Source organism: Nonomuraea jiangxiensis, from assembly GCF_900099965.1.
GTDB lineage: Bacteria > Actinomycetota > Actinomycetes > Streptosporangiales > Streptosporangiaceae > Nonomuraea > Nonomuraea jiangxiensis.
Window position 1 is genome coordinate 21,419 of sequence record NZ_FNDJ01000045.1, and the last position, 19,705, is coordinate 41,123.

Annotated in this window: 22 protein-coding genes; 13 read left to right on the forward strand and 9 right to left on the reverse strand. The window is 71.4% G+C overall.

Annotated elements, in window-relative coordinates:
* Window positions 1-13: 13 nt before the first annotated feature.
* Window positions 14-940, reverse strand: coding sequence for an aminoglycoside phosphotransferase/kinase family protein (locus BLS95_RS50645; RefSeq protein ID WP_090946809.1), 927 nt, complete (start codon window positions 938-940; stop codon window positions 14-16).
* Window positions 941-1,259: 319 nt separating this feature from the next.
* Here BLS95_RS50645 and BLS95_RS50650 point away from each other — a divergent pair, with 319 nt between their 5' ends.
* On the forward strand, window positions 1,260-1,592 hold the full coding sequence (locus BLS95_RS50650) for a hypothetical protein (protein WP_090946810.1): 333 nt from the start codon (window positions 1,260-1,262) through the stop codon (window positions 1,590-1,592).
* 184 nt (window positions 1,593-1,776) lie between these two features.
* Here BLS95_RS50650 and BLS95_RS50655 read toward each other — a convergent pair whose 3' ends face one another.
* Window positions 1,777-2,535 carry a TetR/AcrR family transcriptional regulator gene (locus tag BLS95_RS50655; protein ID WP_090946811.1) on the reverse strand — a complete coding sequence of 253 codons (759 nt, stop codon included), beginning with the start codon at window positions 2,533-2,535 and terminating at the stop codon, window positions 1,777-1,779.
* Window positions 2,536-2,662: 127 nt separating this feature from the next.
* Between BLS95_RS50655 and BLS95_RS50660 the strand changes: the two genes are divergently transcribed.
* On the forward strand, window positions 2,663-3,412 hold the full coding sequence (locus tag BLS95_RS50660; protein WP_090946812.1) for an SDR family oxidoreductase: 750 nt from the start codon (window positions 2,663-2,665) through the stop codon (window positions 3,410-3,412).
* A gap of 24 nt (window positions 3,413-3,436) precedes the next feature.
* Here BLS95_RS50660 and BLS95_RS50665 read toward each other — a convergent pair whose 3' ends face one another.
* On the reverse strand, window positions 3,437-5,206 hold the full coding sequence (locus BLS95_RS50665; RefSeq protein WP_143044258.1) for an ABC transporter substrate-binding protein: 1,770 nt from the start codon (window positions 5,204-5,206) through the stop codon (window positions 3,437-3,439).
* Window positions 5,207-5,403: 197 nt separating this feature from the next.
* On the opposite strand from BLS95_RS50665, the gene BLS95_RS50670 reads away from it, so the two are divergent.
* Window positions 5,404-5,928, forward strand: coding sequence for a hypothetical protein (locus BLS95_RS50670; protein ID WP_090946814.1), 525 nt, complete (start codon window positions 5,404-5,406; stop codon window positions 5,926-5,928).
* Between the two features lie 62 nt (window positions 5,929-5,990).
* Here the strand turns inward: BLS95_RS50670 and BLS95_RS50675 are convergent, their stop codons facing one another.
* Window positions 5,991-6,980, reverse strand: a complete 990-nt coding sequence (locus tag BLS95_RS50675; protein WP_090946815.1) for an NAD(P)-dependent alcohol dehydrogenase — start codon at window positions 6,978-6,980, stop codon at window positions 5,991-5,993.
* A 164-nt stretch (window positions 6,981-7,144) separates the two neighbouring features.
* On the opposite strand from BLS95_RS50675, the gene BLS95_RS50680 reads away from it, so the two are divergent.
* Complete coding sequence (locus tag BLS95_RS50680) at window positions 7,145-7,801, forward strand: DUF2306 domain-containing protein (protein WP_245765772.1); 657 nt, start codon at window positions 7,145-7,147, stop codon at window positions 7,799-7,801.
* Here BLS95_RS50680 and BLS95_RS50685 read toward each other — a convergent pair.
* Entirely contained in the window at window positions 7,774-8,448 is a 675-nt protein-coding gene (locus BLS95_RS50685) for a response regulator (protein ID WP_281250141.1), read from the reverse strand. The genes BLS95_RS50680 and BLS95_RS50685 overlap by 28 nt on opposite strands.
* Window positions 8,445-9,605: a sensor histidine kinase gene (locus BLS95_RS50690; RefSeq protein ID WP_425434804.1), complete on the reverse strand. Its 1,161-nt coding sequence runs from the start codon at window positions 9,603-9,605 to the stop codon at window positions 8,445-8,447. Before BLS95_RS50690 ends, BLS95_RS50685 begins: the two co-directional genes overlap by 4 nt.
* Before the next feature lie 348 nt (window positions 9,606-9,953).
* On the opposite strand from BLS95_RS50690, the gene BLS95_RS56505 reads away from it, so the two are divergent.
* Entirely contained in the window at window positions 9,954-10,094 is a 141-nt protein-coding gene (locus BLS95_RS56505; RefSeq protein WP_176993632.1) for a hypothetical protein, read from the forward strand.
* Window positions 10,095-10,208: 114 nt separating this feature from the next.
* On the opposite strand, the gene BLS95_RS56510 is transcribed toward BLS95_RS56505, so the two are convergent.
* A complete protein-coding gene (locus BLS95_RS56510; protein WP_176993852.1) occupies window positions 10,209-10,538 on the reverse strand; it encodes a hypothetical protein in 330 nt (109 codons plus the stop codon).
* A 198-nt stretch (window positions 10,539-10,736) separates the two neighbouring features.
* Here BLS95_RS56510 and BLS95_RS50705 point away from each other — a divergent pair, with 198 nt between their 5' ends.
* From BLS95_RS50705 to BLS95_RS50725, 5 genes are all read left to right on the forward strand, one after another.
* A complete protein-coding gene (locus tag BLS95_RS50705) occupies window positions 10,737-12,059 on the forward strand; it encodes an alpha/beta fold hydrolase (protein WP_090946821.1) in 1,323 nt (440 codons plus the stop codon).
* Between the two features lie 39 nt (window positions 12,060-12,098).
* Window positions 12,099-12,476, forward strand: a complete 378-nt coding sequence (locus tag BLS95_RS50710; protein WP_090946822.1) for an ArsR/SmtB family transcription factor — start codon at window positions 12,099-12,101, stop codon at window positions 12,474-12,476.
* Complete coding sequence (locus BLS95_RS50715) at window positions 12,466-12,921, forward strand: SRPBCC family protein (protein ID WP_090946823.1); 456 nt, start codon at window positions 12,466-12,468, stop codon at window positions 12,919-12,921. Before BLS95_RS50710 ends, BLS95_RS50715 begins: the two co-directional genes overlap by 11 nt.
* 215 nt (window positions 12,922-13,136) lie before the next feature.
* Window positions 13,137-14,132 (forward strand): zinc-dependent alcohol dehydrogenase family protein, encoded by a 996-nt coding sequence (locus tag BLS95_RS50720; RefSeq protein WP_090946824.1) that lies wholly within the window; start codon window positions 13,137-13,139, stop codon window positions 14,130-14,132.
* A gap of 87 nt (window positions 14,133-14,219) precedes the next feature.
* On the forward strand, window positions 14,220-14,576 hold the full coding sequence (locus BLS95_RS50725; protein WP_090946825.1) for an ArsR/SmtB family transcription factor: 357 nt from the start codon (window positions 14,220-14,222) through the stop codon (window positions 14,574-14,576).
* Window positions 14,577-15,149: 573 nt separating this feature from the next.
* Here the strand turns inward: BLS95_RS50725 and BLS95_RS50730 are convergent.
* Entirely contained in the window at window positions 15,150-16,295 is a 1,146-nt protein-coding gene (locus BLS95_RS50730) for an FAD-dependent oxidoreductase (protein ID WP_176993853.1), read from the reverse strand.
* 60 nt (window positions 16,296-16,355) lie between these two features.
* Here BLS95_RS50730 and BLS95_RS50735 point away from each other — a divergent pair, with 60 nt between their 5' ends.
* The 3 genes from BLS95_RS50735 (at window position 16,356) to BLS95_RS50745 (ending at window position 18,172) form a co-directional block, all read left to right on the forward strand.
* Window positions 16,356-16,913, forward strand: coding sequence for a TetR/AcrR family transcriptional regulator (locus BLS95_RS50735; RefSeq protein ID WP_090946827.1), 558 nt, complete (start codon window positions 16,356-16,358; stop codon window positions 16,911-16,913).
* Between the two features lie 135 nt (window positions 16,914-17,048).
* Window positions 17,049-17,822, forward strand: a complete 774-nt coding sequence (locus BLS95_RS50740; protein WP_090946828.1) for an NAD(P)H-binding protein — start codon at window positions 17,049-17,051, stop codon at window positions 17,820-17,822.
* 50 nt (window positions 17,823-17,872) lie between these two features.
* On the forward strand, window positions 17,873-18,172 hold the full coding sequence (locus tag BLS95_RS50745) for a hypothetical protein (RefSeq protein WP_090946829.1): 300 nt from the start codon (window positions 17,873-17,875) through the stop codon (window positions 18,170-18,172).
* 31 nt (window positions 18,173-18,203) lie between these two features.
* On the opposite strand, the gene BLS95_RS50750 is transcribed toward BLS95_RS50745, so the two are convergent.
* Window positions 18,204-19,436, reverse strand: a complete 1,233-nt coding sequence (locus BLS95_RS50750; RefSeq protein WP_218136414.1) for an MFS transporter — start codon at window positions 19,434-19,436, stop codon at window positions 18,204-18,206.
* Between the last annotated feature and the right edge of the window lie 269 nt (window positions 19,437-19,705).

Genomic DNA, 19,705 nt, shown 5'->3' on the forward strand with positions numbered 1-19,705 from the left:
CCTGTGCGCCTTCCTAGGCGTCCGCGTTCGCCCGGCGGAGGCGTTCGGCTCCTTGTACGCGGACGGCGTCACAGGACACCGGCGTGTCACCGTGTACGGCCTCCCAGCGGGCGTTGTGCACCGCCGTCCACAGGCTGGCCGCCCATGCGACCTCCTGTTCCTCCGCGGTGAACCGGCGCCCCCGCACCTCCTGATAAGCCGCCAGAAACGCGGCGGAGCTCTCGATCGGGGCCAGGGCCGGCGGCGACGCGTTGGCGAACGCCCCGCACGCCGCACCCGCCAGCGCCGCTTCGGGCTGCCACGCCAGGCTGTCCCAGTCGTGCACGGCCCACACCTCCCCGTCGCGCCAGCGGAGGTTCTGCGCCTCGAAGTCGGCATGGCCCAGCACGCACGGCAGGTCGGCGGCCAGCAACCGCTTGCGAACCCGGGCGGCCATGTCGACGACGTACGCGGGCACGAGGCCCTGATCCCGCTCGTCCAGCACCCCGATCGCCGGCCACACCCCGGAATCGTCGTGGTCCCAACGCGCCCAGCGCGGGTTCGGCAGCGGCGGCGCGACGGTCACGCCGGCCAGTTCGGCCATCAGCCGGGCGAACACCGCCGCGTACCGCACGGCGACCTCCGGCGAGTCGCCGAGCAGCGGCTCACCGCCGGGCCGGGACTCCTCAGCGTGCACGGCCAGCGTGCCGACGCCGACCGCGGGCGTGAGCGGCCGGGCGCACGGAAACCCCCGCTCCGCCAGGTGGGCCTGCGCGGCGACACACGACGCGGCCCGGCCGTCGTCCTCGCGCGCCTTCACCACGACGTCCCGCCCACCGGCCAGCCGCAGCCCGAACACCGCCGACATCTGACGCGACTCGAACAGCACGCCGACCGGCTCGTCCCCCAACCGGTCCACACACCAGGCCGGCAGCCAGTCCGGCAGATCATCCAACGGCATGGTGAGAACTGTGTCACACGCGCCGAAAGCCCGACTGGAGCGGCACGTCGCACGATGGCGCGCAATCACCATGGTTTGGCACGCAAGATCATCACGCCCCGGGACGTCAGGCTGTAAAACCTATGAACGCGAAAGGCGCTCGTGGTGCCGATGGCCGCTGCCCGCGAACCGACCGGAACGGGCACGGCAGCAAAGTCAGCCGAGCAGGTGCAGGTGCGTCCGCCATCGCGGACGGGACCTGCCGGCCATTCGAGCCAGAAAGGTAAATGTCCCAGCCCATGGCGGCTGGGCAATGACGATGAATACGAAAGGCTACGCGATGCGTTTCTCCAAGCTCGCCGGCTCCTCCGCCCTGGGTCTCGCGGCCATGGTCATGGTCGCCGTCCTCACCGCCTGCGGTGGGGCCACCGGTAACGCGGTCGCCGGCGGTGTGGACAAGGCGAGCCTCACCGCGAAGATGAAGGAAGAGGCGGAGATCAAGGAACTGCCCGACACGGCCCTGTCATGCCTGGCGGACGTGGCGCTGAAGTACGGCGACAGCGCCTCGCTGCAGGCTTACATCGACGGCTCGGTCAAGTCGATAGACGACGTCAAGGGCCTCGGCAAGGAGAACAAGGAATTCGAGGACGCCGGCTTCAAGTGCGTCGACTAGGCCCCGCTCCTGATCGCCGGGCCGGCTGGTCCAGGCCCGACTCGTAAGTCACGATGACCGCACGTCCCTTGTCCGCCGCCCCCGGAGTGCCGATCGTGTGCGCCGGGGCCGGCGGCTCCTCCCCCATCAGGGACGTCGCACGGTGAGGACCCGGCCTGCTCACGTCGCCGCCGGAGACAGCCCCTTATCCCTCCTGCGACCGCGATGAGCGGGACGAGGTGATGAGTGCGGCGATGGCATCGAGGACGCGGTCGAGCCCGTGTCCGAAGCGCTCGCCGGGGGTGAGATGGGCGGTGCGCGAGTCCAGCATCGTCCGGCTGAACAGCGGGAAAGCGCCGGATTCGACGACCTGGCGGACGTACGGCCCGATGTAGTCGCGCTTCCAGCGCTCCGGGTCCAGGCCGCTCCGGCCGGCCTCCTCCAGCCAGCTGATCTCGCGGCGGATCGCGCTGTGGACATAGTCGCCGAGAATGCCGACCAGGCCGGTCATGTCGTCGATGTCGAGTCCGAGACCGTCGAGCGCGCTGAGCCCGAACTCGTGCACGCGCAGCAGGTGAGGGCCGAGGTTCGGCCTGCTGGTGAGCAGCGCGACCAGCCAGGGATGGCGCAGGCCGGCCGCGCGGATCTGCCCCGCCAGCAGCGTCAGGTCGGATCGCCAGTCCCCCGATGGGCCGGCGGGCAACTCGATCTCGCTCATCGCCAGGTCGATCATGAGGTCGTAGAGGTCGTCGCGCCGGGGCACGTAGCGGTAGAGCGACATGGCGCCGGTGCCCAGCTCGTACGCGATCCGCCGCATGGTCGCGGCGTCCACTCCCCCGGTGTCGGCGATCTGGACGGCGGTTCGGGTGATCTGCTCGCGGCTGAAGCCGGGACGCCGCCCCGGCCCCGAGCGCTCCTGACGCTCCGGCCGCAGCCAGATGCTGACGGGCTCGTCGCCGGCCATCCACACCCCTTCCGTTCATTTGCGTACATGGTACCTGAAAGGCTACGGTCCCTTTCGAGTACGCAGTACGCGAAAAGGCGGCAGGGGTCGGCCTCGCGCGCCCCTCCACGAGGAAGGACAGCGGATCATGGGGAGATTGACCGGAAAGACGGCTCTGGTGACCGGCGCGAGCCGGGGCATCGGCCGCGCGATCGCGACCAGGCTGGCTCGCGAAGGCGCCCGCGTCGCCGTCCACTACGGCGGCAACCACGCGGCCGCGAAGAGTACCGTCGCCGCCATCGAAGCGGCCGGCGGCCAGTCCTTCGCCGTGCAGGCCGAGCTGGGCACCCCCGGTGACGCCGAGACCCTGTGGAAGGGCTTCGACGCCCACGCCGACGGGCTGGACATCCTGGTCAACAACGCGGGCGTCCTCGGCGGTCGGACCGAGATCGACGGCGTCACCCGGGAGGGCCTCGAGCACCTGTTCGCGGTCAACACCATCGCGCCGTTCTTCATCACCCAGCAGGCCCTGCGCCGGCTGCGCGACGGCGGCCGGATCATCACCGTCGGCACCATGCTCACCCGAGGCGCCGCGATGCCCGCGGCCATCGACTACGCCATGTCCAAGGCCGCACTCGACGTCATGACCATCGCCCTGGCCAAGCAGCTCGGACCCCGCGGCATCACCGTCAACCTCGTGGCGCCCGGAGTCATCGACACCGACATGCACCAAGGCCGGCTGGTGGGTGAAGCCCTGGCCTGGCTGTCGTCCCAAACCCCCCTCGGGCGGCTGGGCACGCCGGAGGACGTGGCCGACACCGTCGCCTTCCTGGCCTCCGACGACAGCCGCTACGTCACCGGGCACCGCCTCGACGTCTCGGGCGGGACGACGATGTAGGTCGCGGTCGTCCGGCACGCGCCGTCAGGCCGGAAACTCGCCGAGTTCGTGGGAGAAGGCCGTGGCGGTGTGATCGGCGGCGTACTGGAACACCGTGATCGGCGCCTTTCCCGGGTCGCCCTTGTCGGTGAAGTCGATCGGGCCACTGACTCCGTCGTAGTCGATGTCCCCGCCGGAGGCGAGCAACCGGGCACAGGCCGGGAAGCCGGTGCAGCGTTGGCCGTCCCTGGTCACCTCGGCCATGGTACGGGCGAGGGCCTCCGGCTCGTCGCGCCCGGCGGCGACGGCGGCCAGCGCGGCGACGATCGTGGCATCGTAGGCCTCCGGCGCGTAGGTGAAGTCCGTCGCCTTGGAGTCGACCGCGCGCAACCGGTCCTGGAAGGCGGCCTCCACCTCGGCTCCCGCCTGGGTCGCCCTGACGCCGGTGAGGGTGCCGAGGGGCAGGCCGCTGCCGTGGTCGCCGGAGGACAGGTAGCCGTCCGTGAAGTACCACTTGCGCCCGCCCAGCCCGTGCCGTTCCAGTTCGCGGGCGATGGCCGCGGTCTCGGTGAAGCCGGCGACCACGATGGCGTCCGGGTCCGCTGCGCCGATCTTGCCCACCTCCGCTGTGTAGCTCATGTCCGCGGTGTCGTAGGTCTCGACCTGGACCTGGTCGACGCCCCGGCGCTCCAGCGACCTGCGGACGTGCCCGCTCAGTCCCCTCCCGTACGGGTCGTCCACGGCGAGGATGCCCACCCGCCGGCCGCCCCCGGCCTGGACGAGCTCCCCGAGGACGTCGCCCTGGATGGCGTCCGGGGCGGCCATGCGGAAGAACAGGCCGTCGTCGTCGGCGTCGGTGAGCTGGTCGGAGGTCGCGGTGGGCGAGATCTGCACCACCCCGGCCCGCTTGACCTGGTCGATCATCGTCAGCGACATCGACGACGTGACCGGGCCGATGATGACGTCGTTCCGCTGGGAGATCAGCTGGGTCAGGGCCCGGGTGCCGCGGTCGACGGTGTCGCCGGCGTCCAGCTCGGTGGCGGTCACCTTCCGGCCGAACACCCCGCCGGCGGCGTTGACGTCGGCGACGGCGAGGCGGATGCCCGCGGCCATCGGACGGTGGAAGAACTGCAGATTGCCGCTCTTGGGCACCAGCGCGCCCAGCCGCAGCACTCCGTCACCGCCCACGTCGGCGGGTGCGATGGTGGACTTCGCGCCGCCGCCTTCGCTCCGGGAGACGGGCGACAGGGCCCAGACTGCGACGGCCACCCCGGTCAGCGCGAGCGCACCGGCTCCTTTCACCAGGGCGGCCTGCCTGCGCCTGCCGGGCCGCGCCACCCGCACAGCGGAAGCCGTGGTGGAAGTGGCGGTGGAGGGGGAGGGGGAGGGGGAAGGCGCGGTCTCCGAGGCGGTGGACGGTGGCGCTTCCACCGCGCGCAGCCGTTCGGCCGCCTCGGCCGCCAGGCGGCTCGTGCTGCGCGCTCCGGCCATGCCCACCAGCAGGTCCCGGTAGGCGGCGTCCCACGTCCGGCGATCCCCGAGCTCGTCCGGCAGTGACCGCCCGGACTGCTCGGCCATGCGCAGGCAGGTGTCGACGAACACCTCGAAGTGCTCCTGCCGCGGGCACACAGGCCGGGTCTTGCTGATCATCCCGTCGATGGTGCTGCGCCTCAAGCGTAAGGGCGCCTGTCCCGCGCGGCGACGAGGCGTACGGCTGCTGGCGATCTCCAGCTCGCGTACCGACACCTGCGCGGCGTCCTTCAGGGCCCGCAGCCGCCGGGCGAACTCCGGGCGCAGATCCGATTCCCAGCCCATCCGACCCCCCTGTCCCCGGGTGTCCGGCACCGCCGGACACCCCCTTTCCATCTCCAGAGGACGGACCCCCACCAGCCGATACACCGTCCCCCAGGCGGAAGCGTCCGGCCGCATCGCCGGACACCCGCCCGTACGCCGAACGTGGGTGGAGACCAGCACTCGCGGCACGACCACGGGGATACGAAAGGGATCTGTTCATGAACACCATCCGCAAGGCCATAAAGGACTGTTCCAGGAACTGGCGGGCGCTCGCCGTCCCCGCCGCGATGATCATGGCGGTCACCGCGCCGGCGACGGCCGCCCAGGCGGCTTCGCAGCAGGACTGGCGCGTGACCGGCACCGTCGTGTTCGACATGATGGACTACGAGACGTTCGGCGCGAACGAGCGCTGCCGCCACAACGTCCCGATCTCCAACAAGGGGCGGGTCGGCGGGCCGTCCGTGAACTACTGGTACTTCGGGAAGTGCGGCGGGGAGATCCGCACCGAGATCCACTACCGGCTCACGCGCGGAAGCGCGGGCACCGTCACCGTGGACAACATCTCGATCCCGTTCTTCGAGGGCGCCACCGCGAACACCACCGACCGGGACGGCTGGGCGACCATCCGCCCGTTCATCATCTGGCCGGGCCAGAGCATCACCAAGCAGGTCCGGGTGCAGAACGACGCGGAGGACCAGCCCGACGACCGGACCATCGTGACGTTCACCCTGCGCAACTGGTGAGACAGACCTGAAGGGGCGCCGAGGTTCCCGACCTCGGCGCCCCTCCCACGCCCCGCGCATCCTCACACCGTGACGATGACCTTCCCCGGCGCGTGTCCCTCCTCCTGGTACCGGACCGCCGCCTGCAACTGCTCGAACGGGTAGACGCGGTCGATCACCGGCCGCACCTTGCCGTCCGCGATGAGGCCGGTCAGCTCGATCAGGTTCCGCCGGTTCTCCTTGTACCCGATCACGTCCGCCTGCACCGCCTTCTGGGAGACGAACGCCGACGCCGCCAGCGTCGCGAACATCCGCCCCGCCGGTTGGAACCACCGGCCGGCCGCCGCTCCGACCAGCACGTACACCCCCTTGGGGGTCAGCACCCTGCGGCACTCCGAGAACGAACGGTTCCCCGCGACGTAGAGGAGCGCGTCGTACAGCTCTCCGTTGCGGGTGAAATCCTCCTTCGTGTAGTCGATGACCTCGTCCGCGCCCAGCGACCGCACCAGATCCGCGTTCCTGCCGCTGCACACCCCGGTGACGTGCGCCCCGTACGCCTTGGCGAGCTGCACCGCGAACGTCCCCACCCCGCCCGAGGCCCCGTTGACCAGGACCCGCCGTCCCGGCCCGACCCGGCCCGCGTCGCGTATCGCGAGCAGCGCCGTGCCGGCCGCCAGCGGCACCGCGGCCGCCTCCTCGAACGACAGCGTCTCCGGCTTCGGCGCCACCTCGCGCGCCGGGACGCAGACGTACTCGGCGAAACCGCCTCCTTGCCGCGACATCGTGAACACCTCGTCGCCCGGCTCGAACTCCGTCACCCCCGCCCCGACCGCCTCCACCTGCCCGGCCACGTCCGCGCCGAGGATGGTGATCTTCGGTTTGCGCAGCCCGGGGCCGCCGGGCATGAGGCGGGCGATGTAGGGCTCGCCACGCATGAAATGCCAGTCCCAGGGCTGGACGGAGGTGGCGCGTACCCGTATCAGGACCTCGCCCGGGCCGGGGGCCGGCTTGGCCACGTCGGTGAGCTGGAGGGCGTCGGGCGAGCCGTACGAGCGCAGGACGAACGCCTTCATCGTGATCTCCTCGTGTGCTGGGTCCGTTGACAGCCACGAGTGTGCGGCCGGCCCGCGGAGGGCGTAACGGCCGAAAGTACGACCGCGTGACCGGCCGATCGGCTCATCAGGATCGGACCGTTGGGGCGATGAGCCGCGACCGTCCCGGCGGCCACCATCGGGACATGCGCAATGACAGCTACGGGACCGCGACCGGGCGGGGGCCTCGGGCCGGATGGCTCGTCCCCACCGGGCTCATCCTCCTCGTCCTCGTCCCCGTGCTCGCCGGCGCCGTCCGGCTGGCCGAGCTCGCGGGCCTGGGAGGTCCGGCGGCCGACGCCTCCTCCGTCCCGCTCGTGGTGCACATCGTGGCCGTCACCGTCTACGGCCTCGTGGGGGCGTTCCAGTTCTCGCCCCGGTTCAGGCGGCGCAGGCCGGGGTGGCATCGCGGGGCCGGGCGGGTGCTGGTCGGGTGCGGTCTCGCGGGGGCGCTGTCGGGGTTGTGGCTGACGCTCTTCTCCGCGCTCCCGCCGCAGGACGCGGGGCTGGTGGCGGTGTTCCGGCTGGTGTTCGGGTCGGCCATGTTCGGCTCACTCGTGCTCGGCCTGGCCGCCGTACGCCGCCGCGACCTCCGCCGCCACCGTGCCTGGATGATCCGCGCGTACGCGATCGGGCTCGGCGCCGGCACGCAGGCGGTGACCCTGGGCGCCTGGTTCGCCGTCCACGGTCCGCCCGACGCGTTCACCCGGGCGCTGCTCCTGGGCGCGGCCTGGATGATCAACCTGGCCGTGGCCGAGTGGGTCATCCGCCGGGGTCAGCGCGGCACCCGGTTGGTCTCGTAGGCCCACATGGCGATCTCGACCCGGTTGCGGACGCCCAGCTTGGTCATCAGGCTCGCGACATGGCTCTTGACCGTACTCAGGGAGATGTGCAGCTCGTCGGCGATCTCGTTGTTGGTACGCCCCCGGGCCACGGTCAGCAGGATCTGCTCCTCGCGCTCGGTGAGCGGCTCGATCGGCTGCACCCGGGGCGGCGCGGGACCCGTGCCCGCGAACGCCCCCAGCAGCCGGGCCGTGATGCTCGGGGCGATGAGCGCGTCCCCGTTGGCGGCGGCGCGTACGGCCTGGGAGAGCAGGTCGGGGCCGGCGTCCTTGAGCAGGAAGCCGCGGGCGCCGGCTCTGAGGGCGGAGTAGACGTACTCGTCCAGGTCGAACGTCGTGATGACGACGACGGCCAGCGGATCGGCCACGTCGGGCCCGGCCAGGCGGGCGGTGGCCTCGATGCCGTCGCAGCGGGGCATGCGGATGTCGAACAGGCACACGTCGGGCCGCAGACGCCGGGCCAGCTCGACGGCCCGCAGCCCGTCGCCGGCCTCGGCCACGACCTCGATACCGGGCTGCGCGTCGAGGATCATCCTCAGCCCGGTGCGCGCGATCTCCTGGTCGTCGGCGACGATCACCCTGATGGCGCCGGTGCCGGTCGTGGTCACGTGAGGGCTCCCGTCCGGGGCAGTACGGCGGTCACGGTCCAGCCGCGACCGGGGTTGGGACCGGCCTCGCAGGTGCCGCCGAGCAGGCCGGCCCGTTCGATCATGCCGAGCAGCCCGTACCCGGAGGCGACGACGGGACGGCCCGCGGTGCTGTCACCGTCGTCGCTCACCCGCAGCCGCACCGACGTGTCGTCGGCCGCCACGCTGACCTCGATGCGGGTGGCGTGCCGGGCATGCCGCCGGGCGTTGGTGACCGACTCCTGGGCGATCCGGTAGATCGCCGCCCCGATGGACGGCGCGACACTGTCCAGATCGCCCTCGATCGCCACCTCCACGGACGGCCCGACCCGCGAGCGGCCGGCGAGTTGTTCGAGGTCGGAGAGGTGCGGGTTCGGCGCCAGCTCGGGTGGTGCCGAGGGGTCGTGCCGGCGCAGCACCCGTACCATCGCCCGCATCTCGGCGAGCGTGCGGGACGCCTCGGCCTCGATCACCCGCAGCGCGTCAACGGCGACGGCGGCGGCGTTGTCCGGGTTCGCCGCCGCCGTGGCGATGCCCGCCTGCGCCCTGATCGCCATCGCCGACACGTGGTGGGCCACGGTGTCGTGCAGGTCACGGGCCAGTTGCTCGCGTTCGAGCAGCTTGACCTGGTCGAGCTCCCGCATCCGAGCCCGCGCCCGGTAGCGGAAGGTACCGCCCAGTGCGACGGCCGCGAACACGACCGTGAACGCCCCGACGACGTCCCCCGCCGCGAGGCGCCCGGACCCGGCGGCGGTGAGCACCGCGGCACTGATCAGCATCAGCCCCGTGACGGCCTCGCGCCCGGACCCCCAGCGGGACAGCGAGTAGAGCAGGAGCAGCATGTAGGCCATCGAGGCCATCTCGGCCGGGTCGGCCCCGGTCAGGAGCTGGATCAGGCCGGTGACGACGACGGGGATCGAGAGGGTGAGCAGCGGGCTCGTACGGCGCCATAACAGCGTCGGGAGCATGACCAGGCCGAAGATCACCGACATCGGCCGCCACTGGAGGTCGGTCCGCAGGACCCCCTCCAGGACGATGGCGGGAACGAGCAGCCCCACCAGCACCCAGTCCCGCCACACCCGCCGCGGGGGATGGGGAGGACGGGGCTCGGTCCACAAGGAGCGGAAAAGTCCCTGCACGCCCATCATGGTACGAGAGTGACCACTCCCCTGGATCAGTTGCAAGCCACCCATTCCGCCTGCCGTTCCTGTCCCGCTGAATGTCCCGGCGATGAATGTTCCGGTCCTCGCAATCGGATCGCCTTCGCCGCGCTATACCCGCCTCGTTCGGTCGGCCGCCGGGCCGTGATCTCGGGTTTCTCTCTCCTGGGGGGTGAGCGTGAGCCGGTGAAGTGGCAGTGGCCTGGCCTGATATCGGGGTGGAAGGGATCGGATAAGGAGGAGATGGCCCCGGTTGTGACCGTGACGGCAGTTCACCTGATCGGGAGCCAGCGGGGCTGCCGGACGGATCACAGGGGCAGGCAGAACATGAGCAAGCGACTCAGCGTCAAGGCCATCGGGATCGTCCTCATCTCCATGATCGCCACCACCGGCGGACTGGCCCTCACCAGCGCGATGACCGCCACCGCGGCCCCCATCCCCTGCGGAGAGCCCTGGCACACGTGCTGAACGCCCGTCCGTAACCCCGGGAAGGCCCGGAGGCTTCGAGCCTCCGGGCCTTCCGTGGTTGTCGCCGGACCGGTGGTTGTGTCGTGTTCTCGGGCCGCGTTGGTGGTAGGTGGGTCAGTGCCGGTTGCGGTGGTCGTTGCGGTCGTGGTCGCGCCGGTCGTGGTCGCGGCGGTCGTGGCGGTTGTGGTCGAAGCCGTGGCGGCGGGCGTATTCGAAGGAGACGATCCTCCAGCGGTGGCCGTCCCAGCGGTAGTAGCGGTGTCCGTCGTAGCGGAAGCGTTCGTCGCGGTGCTGGGCGATGGTGGCGGTCGTGACGGTGGTGGTGGCCGCTGCCGTGGTCGTGGTGGTGGTGGCGGAGGCGGCGCCCGCGGTGGTGGTGAGGATGCCGCCGGCGATGGCGAGGGCGGCGGCCGCGGTGGCGAGGTGTCGGGTGATGGTGTTCATGTGGTTTCCCCCTGGTGTTGTGCACCGTCCTTCGGTGTGCTTTCAAGCTAGATGGGCGTTTTGTCCTTTTCTGTGGAGAAAGGCGCACTGGGGGTCAATGCGTACAACGACACACAAATAAGGTCGCGCCGCCGATGAGCACCGTCCCTGCTAACGTTGTTTTGAAACAACGTTATGAAACTGAATGTGGGGGCTGCCATGCCGAACCTTGTCCGCTTCACCGGTCGCCTGGCCTTGGCCACGGCCGCCGTCGTGGGGTTGGCCGGCCTGTTTCTCGTACTGGTCGTCCTGACGGACGGCGCGCTGTCGGGGCTGGCCGCGTGGGCGACCGCCGTCGGGGCCGGAATCGCCGCCGCACTGTGGCGGGGCCGCCGCCGCAGGTGGCCGGGCCGGTCGAGGGCGTTGTTACCGGTGCTCGTGGCCGCGGCGCTGACGGGGTCGGTCTGCGTTCCCAGCGTGCCCATGGAGCGGCGATACCCGCCGGACCTGCCGTTCGTGGCGACGCAACGCTGGAGCCTGGCCACCGGAAGCCGGGTCGCGGTCTACCACTACCCGCCCGCTCCCGGCGTCGTCCGGCAACCGACGCCGCTGGTCTACCTGCACGGCGGACCCGTTCGCGGCATCTCCGTGCTCGACCACCGATTCCTCCGGCTCCTGGCACGGCGGGGGCACGACGTCTACGCCTACGAACAGGCCGGCGGCGGGCGAAGCGACCTGCTGCCCATGGACCAGTACACGATCTCCAGGTCCGTACGCGACCTCGCCGCCTTCCTCGACCGCCTGGGCCGGGGCCCGGCCGACGTCCTCGGATTCTCCGCGGGCGCCGTCGTGCTCACCCGGGCCCTGGCCACCCCGGACGTCGCCGCCCGCGTACACCGGGCGATCATCGCCGAGCCCGGCCCGATGGACGGCCCCACCGCGCGGATCAGCGGGCACCAGGGGCGGCCGTCCGCGCGCGACCTCGCGCCGGCCATGACCGGACCACGGTCGACCAGCATCCCCCGGTACGCCGTCGCGCTCGGCCTCATGCGACTCGGGCTCCTCCCGCCCGGCACCGGCCTGATCGGGCAGGCGGAAGGGGTCAACGCCTTCAGAGCCGCCGACCTCGGCAGCGACACCGCGTCCGCCTACTGCGCACGGGACGCGCACCGCATCCCCGTCGAGGACACGGCGGAGAACTTCTCCTTCAGCGCCGCCGCCAGCCTCCAGGTCCAGCAGACGATCAAGGACTCCCCCTCCATCGCCCCGCGGCTGGGGCGCTCCCGCACCCCCGCAATGCTCATGATCGCCGAGTGCTCGTCGCAGGTCCGCCAGTGGGCGACCGTCATCCTCGTCGGCGACCCCGCCGTCCAGCGCACCCAGTACATGCCCGGTGTCGGACACCGCATGTGGAACGGTCTCGACGACAACGACGAACGAGCCGCCGCCGTCATCACCGCGTTCCTGCGAGGCAGGCCGGCGCCCCTGCGGAACTACCCGACCCGCGCCGACATCCCCGCCTTTCTTCGTGATCACCGCTGAGGGCTTGCCGTCATTTCACATTTAACGTAAATATGGACCATGCCCCGGCCGAGTGTGACCGAAGACGTCTTCCGTGCGGTGGCCGATCCCACCCGGCGAGCGGTCCTGGAGACGTTGATGGGCGCCCACGACGTGCCGGTCACCGAACTCGCCGACCGGCTCGGCGTCGGGCTGCCCATGCTCTCCCGCCATCTGGCCGTCCTGCGCGCCGCCGGTCTGGTGAGCGAGCGGCGCTCGGGGCGCCGGCGGCTCTACAGCCTGCGGCCGGAACCCTTGCACGACCTGTACGACTGGGCGGCCCTGTTCAGCGGTTTCTGGTCGGAACGGATGCAAGGACTGCGTTCCTACCTCGACCGGCAGGCGAGCAGCGACACCGCCGGCCCACCCCCCACCCAGGAGCCTGACGATGAGACGTGACCTGACTCTGGAGACCGATCTCCCCCACCCGCCGGCCGACGTGTGGCGGGCGCTCACTGATCCGGCCGCCCTGTCGGAATGGCTGATGCCCGTGCACGGGTTCGCCCCGGTGGTCGGCCAGAGGTTCCAGCTGCGTGCCAAGCCGATGCCGGGCTGGGACGGGGTGATCGAGGCCAAGGTGCTCGAAGCCGAGGAGCCGTACCGGCTGGCCTACAGCTGGAAGGCCAGCCGGATGCGGAGCGCCACCACCGTCCGGTGGACGCTGACGGCACTCCCGGACGCCGCCGGCACCCGGCTCCGCCTGGACCACCAGGGATTCGAGGGACCGAGCGGCGCGTTGCTGGCGTTCATGCACCGGGGCGGCTGGCGCAAGCTCGTCACCCGCCGCCTCGCGTCCCACCTGGCTCCCCATGCCGGCGCCGCGGGTCCGAGGAAGCCGGTGTGACCCACGCCGGCCCGGGCGGCCTCGTGTTCACCGCGCGGTCGAGCCGCCCTTCGGCCAGGTGCGGCCGGCGGAGCACCCGCAGGTCCGACGTCGTGTCATGGATCGCCGGACGGGTCAGCATATTTCGACTTGTGTCTTAGTTTGACGGCCATCGTCATTTGGTATTGTCTAGGCGGGCGAGCAACGGTCACATCCGGAGAGGGAGTTGCGGAGACATGCCCAAGGCAGTGCAGTTCGACGAGTTCGGTGGCCCCGAGGTGCTCCAGGTGCGCGAGGTCGAAGTCCGCGACCCCGGCCCCGGCGAGCTGCGGATCCGTGTCGACGCGATCGGCCTCAACCGGGCCGAGATCATGTTCCGGACGGACACCTACTTCTACAAGCCGACATTCCCCGGCGCCCGTCTGGGCAGCGAGGCCGCCGGGGTGGTGGAGGCCATCGGCCCGGAGGTGACCGGGTTCGCGGTCGGCGACACCGTCGGCGTCGTCCCGGCCTTCTCCCAGGCGCGGTACGGCACCTACGGCGACCACGCACTCGTCCCCGCCGCCGCGACCGTGCACCGGCCCGCGTCGATCCCGGCGGAGCGGGCCGCCGCCGTGTGGATGGCCTACATCACCGCGTACGGCGCGCTCGCGGAGGACGGCTTCGTACGGCCGGGTGACAACGTCCTGATCACCGCCGCGTCGTCCAGCGTCGGCATCGCCGCGATCCAGATCGCCAACCGCATCGGCGCGACCCCGATCGCCACGACCCGCGGCGCGGCCAAGAAGCAAAGGCTCCTGGACGCCGGGGCCGCGCACGTCGTCGTCACCGACGACGAGGACCTCACCCTCGCGGTCAAGGAGTTCACCGGCGGGGCCGGGGTCCGGCTCGCGTTCGACCCGATCGCCGGGCCGGGGGTCGAGGAGATCGCCCTGAGCGTGGTGCCCGGCGGCCGCCTGGTGGTCTACGGCTCGCTCGACCCGCGCCCGACCCCGCTGCCCAACGCGCGGAGCTACCCGGCGCTGTCCACCAGCACCTACACGCTGTTGGAGGTCACCACCGACCCGCAGCGCCTCAGCCGAGCCGTCGCGTTCGTCAACTCCGGGCTCGCCCTCGGGGTGCTCGACCCGGTCATCGACCGGATCTTCGATCTGGAGGACATCGCCGCCGCCCACCGGCACATGGAGTCCAACACCCAGGTCGGCAAGATCGTCGTCACCGTCCGGCACTGAGCCGCCTGTCTGCCTGGCGTGCCCCGTTCCTTCGACGTCCGTCGTAATATGGCGTGCCGGCACCGAACGAGCGGAGGAGAGGACCACGTGGCCCGCCCGAAGACCACCCCGCGCACCGTGGACAACCCCTCGGTCGCCGAGGTCACCCTCCAGCAACTCCTCGAAGCGGTCGCCGACCCCGTCCGACGCTCGGTGATCGCTCAGCTCGCCCTCGCGGGTCACGGCCTCAGCTGCGGCACCTTCGACCTGCCCGTCTCCCGCTCGACCGCCACCCACCACTTCAACGTGCTGCGCGAGGCCTGCGTCATCAGCCAGCACTACCAGGGCACCACCAAGATGAACACCCTGCGCCCGGACGACCTCGACGCCCGCTTCCCCGGTCTCCTGCGAGCCGTCATCGACTCCTGCGTCCGCGAGACCACCCAGGTCCCCGAGGCCCATTAGTCCGGCACGAGAGGGTGGCCTGGGCGGAGAACGCGAGAAGGCGCAGGTCCGGGCCAGTGTGCGGCCCGAGCCTGCGGGGAAGTCAGCAGGCGTGGACCGGGCGGCCGTTGCCGGTGACGGGGCGCTTGAGGATGGACGCCGAGGGCTCGGTGGGAATCTCGGGCGCACAGTGGGTGCCCGCGGCTGGGGTACTGACGTCGGCAGGGCCGGATCTTCAACGGGCGTGGTCGGACGGCGGTCCGCTCGCGGTGAGACCGATGATCGTCGCCGCGGGCAGGGAGGCACCGGGCCGAGGCGGACTACTCGGCGACCGGGAGGTCTTCCCGGCTCGCCAGCCGCCGCGCCCGCCAGCGTGCCGAGCCTCTGCCTGCGGAGCTCGTCCACGGCGGCGGCCGGTGGGGGTGGCCTTGGCGGACAGAGGAATGGCATGGACAACGCCTGTCAGGTGCACTCCCTCGGTAGTACCTGTCTGAGGGGGGCGGCGGAGGAGTCGGTGTTGTGGCACTATCTGGCGGCGATGTTCGCGGGGGCGCTGGGCGTTGCGAACGGATGTCACCGCCTTCGGCACGGAGCTTAGGCCTGCCAGAGTGCGGCGAGTTGGCGGGTGGCCAGCCGGGACGGTACGGCGCGCAGCAACGTGTCTCGTAACCACGCCGCGACGCCGGTCTGGGAGGTCAGCCGCGACTGCCGGGACGCCGCCCGCATCATGCGGTTGGCGATGGGCCTGCGTTCGGCGTCGTAGCGCAGGAGCCGCTGGGCGACGTCTGCCGGCTCGGCGCCGGTCAGGTGGCGGGTCAGGGCGGCGGCGTCTTCGAAGGCTTGGCTGGCGCCCTGGCCGAGGTCGGGTGGCATGGCGTGCGCGGCGTCGCCGAGGAGCGCGATCCTGCCGGCCGCGAACGAGGGCAGGGGCCCGGCGAGGCTGGCGATCGGGTCGACGTGGATGTCGGTGGGCGGGGTGGCCTCGATCAGCGCCGTGACGAGGGGGTGCCAGTCGGCCATCAGGGACAGCATCTGCCGGCGTGCCTCCTCCGCGCCGGGCGGCGTGCCGAGCAGGGCGGAGTCGGTGAACCAGTACAGGCGGTCCTCGCCGACGGGGAACAGCCCGAACATCGCCCCGCTGCGGCGGTCGACCAACTGGCCGGCGAGCAGGTCCGGCGCCAGGCCGGGAGGACGGGGAAGCATGCCGCGCAGGTCCATCCGGCCGGTCCGCCGCAGCCCGGGGTGGCGGGGGAAGAGCTGTTCGCGCAGCCTGCTGCCGATCCCGTCGGCCGCGATCACGGCGTCCGCCGTCGCGACGGGGTGGCCGTCGCTGATCACGGTCACGCCGGTGGGGCCGGGTTCCAGGCGCTCGACCGGGGTCGCGGTTCGTACCAGGTGAGGGGGCAGCGGGGCGCTCAGCGCCCGGTGCAGTTCCGCACGGTCGAGGATGGCAGGGGCTCCGACCTCCCGCTGCGCGTCGGCCAGGTTGGTGACCAGCAGCGGCCGTCCGCGCCAGTCCCGTAGTCCCCCCTGGGTCGCGTGGATGACATGCGGGCGAACGTCTTCGGCCAGCCCCAGCGCATCCAGCGCGCGGAGCCCGTTGGGCATGACCACGATCCCGGTGCCCGCCTCCCGGAGCTCGGCGCCCCGTTCGAACAGCGTCACCTCATGGCCCGCCCGCTGCAATCCCACCGCGGCCGCCACTCCTCCGAGCCCGGCGCCGACCACCACCACCCTCATGGGACCCTCCTCGTCCATTCACTACGATCGTACTAGTACGGCTATTGGTAGCATGGCCGCATGCCGCCCACAAATCCGGCCCGCCGCCAGGCCCTGACCGATGCCGCCATCGAGCTGCTGGCGTCGTCGGGCGTGCACGGACTGACCCACCGCGCGGTGGAGACAGCGGCGGGCGTCCCGCCGGGGACGGCCTCGAACTACTTCCGCAGCCGGGAAGCGCTGCTGGTGGCCGCCGCCGAGCGCATCGCCGAGTTGCATCACGGCGACACCGACCGGGCCGTCGAGCAGCCGGCGCCATTGGTCGACCTGCTGACGGATTCGCTGCTCACCGCCGCGACCACGCTGCGCACCCGCTACCTGGCGATTTTCGAACTGCAACTGGAGGCCGCGCGCCGACCGGCGCTCGCCTCGGCGCTCGCGGGTCTACATGACACGGCGCAGCACGTCACCGCCGGGCACCACGACGAACTCGGCCTCACCATCCCGCGCGAGAGGATCCCCGTGATGATCTCGCTCTACGGCGGCGCGCTGTTCACCCTGGTCACCGCGCCACCAGGGAGCGTTGACAGGGACGTCGTACACAACCTGGTTCAGGCCATCGTGCACGGCTGCGCCTGAAAGACGCGGCCGCAGGCTGCGCCGCGGTGCTCGCCCGTGAGGCAGACCCCGGGGCGGGCCTCGTGGGGGGATAAATGAGTGGCGGCGGCGGTGTGGCATGAGTTGACTGGGGCGCGATCTTCCCGAAGGAGTCACATGATCGTAGTCTCGGCCGCGTCCGGAGCGCTCGGCCGCCTGGTCGTCGACCGTTTGTCCACCCGCGCCCAGGTGACCGCCGTGGTGCGCGATCCGGCGCGGGCTCCGGTGGGCGTGCCGGTGCGGCGTGGTGATTACGACGACCCGGCGAGCCTGCGCGAGGCGTTCGAGGGGGCCACCAGGCTCCTGCTGATCTCCTCGCCGGAGCTCGACGCGGCGCGAAGGATCGGCCAGCACGTGGCCGCCATCGCCGCTGCCCGTGACGTCGGGGTCGGCGCGATCGCCTACACCAGCTTCCTGGGTGCCGCGACCTCCGCCACGGGCGTCACCGAGGCGCACCACGCCACCGAGAAGGCCATCCTCGACAGCGGCCTGCCGTACACGATGCTGCGCCACCCCTACTACAGCGAGGCATTCGTGCCGCAGATCTCCGGCGGCGAGCTGACCGGCAGCACCGGTGGTCGCGGGTTGAACACCGCGTTCCGGTCCGACCTGGCCGAGGCCGCCGCGAATGTGCTGATCGATGACCGGCACCTGGGCCGGGCATACGATTTCGCCGGCCCGCTGTGGCGCCATCCCGAACTGGCCGACGCGCTCGGCGTGGCCTACCGGGAGGTGCCCGACTCCGGACCTGGCCCCATGAGCTGGCTCAATGCCCAGGTCAGGGCGGGTGCGCTGGAATTCCAGAGTGCAGACCTGGAGCGGGTGCTCGGCAGGCCGACCGAGTCGATGATCGCCCGGCTACGGAGCCGTCGCACGTCCGGGGTTCTCTGAGAGCCCGAGCCAACGAGTGGTGTGCCGCCTGATTGTCGGTACGGCCTGTCATGGCCCCGTTCCAGTGGCTCAACGTCTCCGAAAGCCAGGTCGGCGGCCCGCTGGGAGTGATCTTCAGTGTGGCCTTCTTCCGTGGGCTCGACCCGGCGGAGGTGATGCGCCGCTTCAGCCTCGGCGAGCACTCCGGTGAGGAGGCGGTCACCCGCCACGACTATGCCGCCTGGGACGCAAACCATCGCACCGCCGTGCCGAGGGGTTTCGCGCTGGCGGCCGAGGTCACCGGGGTGCCGCTCACGCCGGACATGCTCGACCGCCCGATGCTCGTGGGGCCCATCGTGCTCCCCGAGTGACAGCGCCTTTCCGGCTCGGCTCTGGCGATCGTTACTGAGATCCCTCCTCGGCCGGCGACGGCTCCCCCGGGGCTCCCTTCGACGCGGTGCCACGGGTGGCGAAGGCCGAATACCTCGGCACCCAGCGGATCAGCGCCCCGGCGGCGACCACGCCCATCGCGCCCATCGCGACGATGCCCGCCGCCAGGCTGCCCAGCGTGGCGGCGGCCGAGACGACGAGCGGACCTCCGGCGCTGCCCGAATCGGCGCAGAGCCGCCACACCCCGAGGAACTTCGATCGCACCTCCGGCGGCGCGACGTCGGCGCCGAGGGTCATGAGGATGCCCGCGCCGATGCCGTTGCCGAACCCCATGAACATCGCCACCACGGTCAGCGACACGAGGCCGTTCGTCAGGGGCAGCAGTCCTTGCGCCAGCCCGAGGATCAGCATCGACGGCACGGCGATCCACAGCCGCCCCGCCCGGTCCATGATCTTGCCGGAGGGGTAGAAGGTCATGGTGTCCACGAGGCCCGCGATGCCGAAGACGACGCTCGTCGTGGCGGGGTCGAGGCCGAGGTGCTCGGCCCACAGGGGCAGTACGGTCTGCCGCGTGGCCCTGACCGCGCCCACGAGGAACACGGCCACGCCGAGGGTGAGGAACACCCGGCGGTGCCGTACCACCAGGGAGCGGACGGAGACGGCCGGCGAGCGGTGCTCCCGGGAGGTGGCAGGTCCGGCCACGTCGGGCACGAACAGGACGATCAGCCCGGCCACCACCGTGCATCCCAGGGCGAGCCAGAAGACGGACCGCACGGGGTTGTCGTGCACGACCAGGGCCCCGATGAAGGGCCCGGCGAAGGCCCCCACGCGGCTCATGCCGCCGAGCGTGGACATCGCCCGGGCTCTGAGACGGGTAGGGATGATCTCGGCCAGATACGACTGCCTGGCCAGGACGAACACGGCGTTCGTCGCGCCGGTGGCCGTGACGGCGAGCTCCAGCTGCCAGACCGTACGCGCCATGGCGCAGCCCAGGAGCGTCAGGACGGCCACCCCGGCGGCGATGAGCATCGCCTTGCGGTCACCGAGCCGGGCCGCCAGGGCCCCGGCGGGCACGTCGCCCAGGATTTGCCCCACGCCCAGCAACGCGAGGACCAGCCCCGCCTCGCCGATCGAGGCGCCGAGCTCGCGGGCGCTCAACGCGAGCATCGGCGTGAGCGCCCCCATGCCCGTCTCGAAGACCAGTGCGGGCAGGAAGACCGCCGGCGTCACGCTGAGCAGGGACACCTGGCGACCATTCACGTGCATCCGCCTCGCTTCGCTGTAGGGCATTACGTCGCGCCTGGGCGATGCTATTCGGACGGCCCTTATGAAGTGCGGGCGGGGGCGGCAGCACCGCGCGGACCAGGCGAAACCCCTATAGATCCGGAGGTATCGCCGTTCTTCTGACGCGGATGCGGCGTCCTCGATATAAGCGGGTTGAACACGCAACGTAATCACCCCGGAGCCCCGCGTGTTCCTCTCAGTGGAGGTGCGCCATCCCGCAGGAAAGGCCG

What these genes read in the sequence shown, in the direction of transcription:
- BLS95_RS50665 (WP_143044258.1), bottom strand. Translation starts at nt 5,206, where the DNA reads ATGGGCTGGGAATCGGATCTGCGCCCGGAGTTCGCCCGGCGGCTGCGG.
- BLS95_RS50675 (WP_090946815.1), bottom strand. Translation starts at nt 6,980, where the DNA reads ATGAAGGCGTTCGTCCTGCGCTCGTACGGCTCGCCCGACGCCCTCCAG.
- BLS95_RS50650 (WP_090946810.1), top strand. Translation starts at nt 1,260, where the DNA reads ATGCGTTTCTCCAAGCTCGCCGGCTCCTCCGCCCTGGGTCTCGCGGCC.
- BLS95_RS50655 (WP_090946811.1), bottom strand. Translation starts at nt 2,535, where the DNA reads ATGGCCGGCGACGAGCCCGTCAGCATCTGGCTGCGGCCGGAGCGTCAG.
- BLS95_RS50720 (WP_090946824.1), top strand. Translation starts at nt 13,137, where the DNA reads ATGCCCAAGGCAGTGCAGTTCGACGAGTTCGGTGGCCCCGAGGTGCTC.
- BLS95_RS50645 (WP_090946809.1), bottom strand. Translation starts at nt 940, where the DNA reads ATGCCGTTGGATGATCTGCCGGACTGGCTGCCGGCCTGGTGTGTGGAC.
- BLS95_RS50730 (WP_176993853.1), bottom strand. Translation starts at nt 16,295, where the DNA reads ATGAGGGTGGTGGTGGTCGGCGCCGGGCTCGGAGGAGTGGCGGCCGCG.
- BLS95_RS50745 (WP_090946829.1), top strand. Translation starts at nt 17,873, where the DNA reads ATGGCCCCGTTCCAGTGGCTCAACGTCTCCGAAAGCCAGGTCGGCGGC.
- BLS95_RS50735 (WP_090946827.1), top strand. Translation starts at nt 16,356, where the DNA reads ATGCCGCCCACAAATCCGGCCCGCCGCCAGGCCCTGACCGATGCCGCC.
- BLS95_RS50740 (WP_090946828.1), top strand. Translation starts at nt 17,049, where the DNA reads ATGATCGTAGTCTCGGCCGCGTCCGGAGCGCTCGGCCGCCTGGTCGTC.
- BLS95_RS50715 (WP_090946823.1), top strand. Translation starts at nt 12,466, where the DNA reads ATGAGACGTGACCTGACTCTGGAGACCGATCTCCCCCACCCGCCGGCC.
- BLS95_RS50660 (WP_090946812.1), top strand. Translation starts at nt 2,663, where the DNA reads ATGGGGAGATTGACCGGAAAGACGGCTCTGGTGACCGGCGCGAGCCGG.
- BLS95_RS50705 (WP_090946821.1), top strand. Translation starts at nt 10,737, where the DNA reads ATGCCGAACCTTGTCCGCTTCACCGGTCGCCTGGCCTTGGCCACGGCC.
- BLS95_RS56505 (WP_176993632.1), top strand. Translation starts at nt 9,954, where the DNA reads ATGAGCAAGCGACTCAGCGTCAAGGCCATCGGGATCGTCCTCATCTCC.
- BLS95_RS50670 (WP_090946814.1), top strand. Translation starts at nt 5,404, where the DNA reads ATGAACACCATCCGCAAGGCCATAAAGGACTGTTCCAGGAACTGGCGG.
- BLS95_RS50710 (WP_090946822.1), top strand. Translation starts at nt 12,099, where the DNA reads ATGCCCCGGCCGAGTGTGACCGAAGACGTCTTCCGTGCGGTGGCCGAT.
- BLS95_RS56510 (WP_176993852.1), bottom strand. Translation starts at nt 10,538, where the DNA reads ATGAACACCATCACCCGACACCTCGCCACCGCGGCCGCCGCCCTCGCC.
- BLS95_RS50680 (WP_245765772.1), top strand. Translation starts at nt 7,145, where the DNA reads ATGCGCAATGACAGCTACGGGACCGCGACCGGGCGGGGGCCTCGGGCC.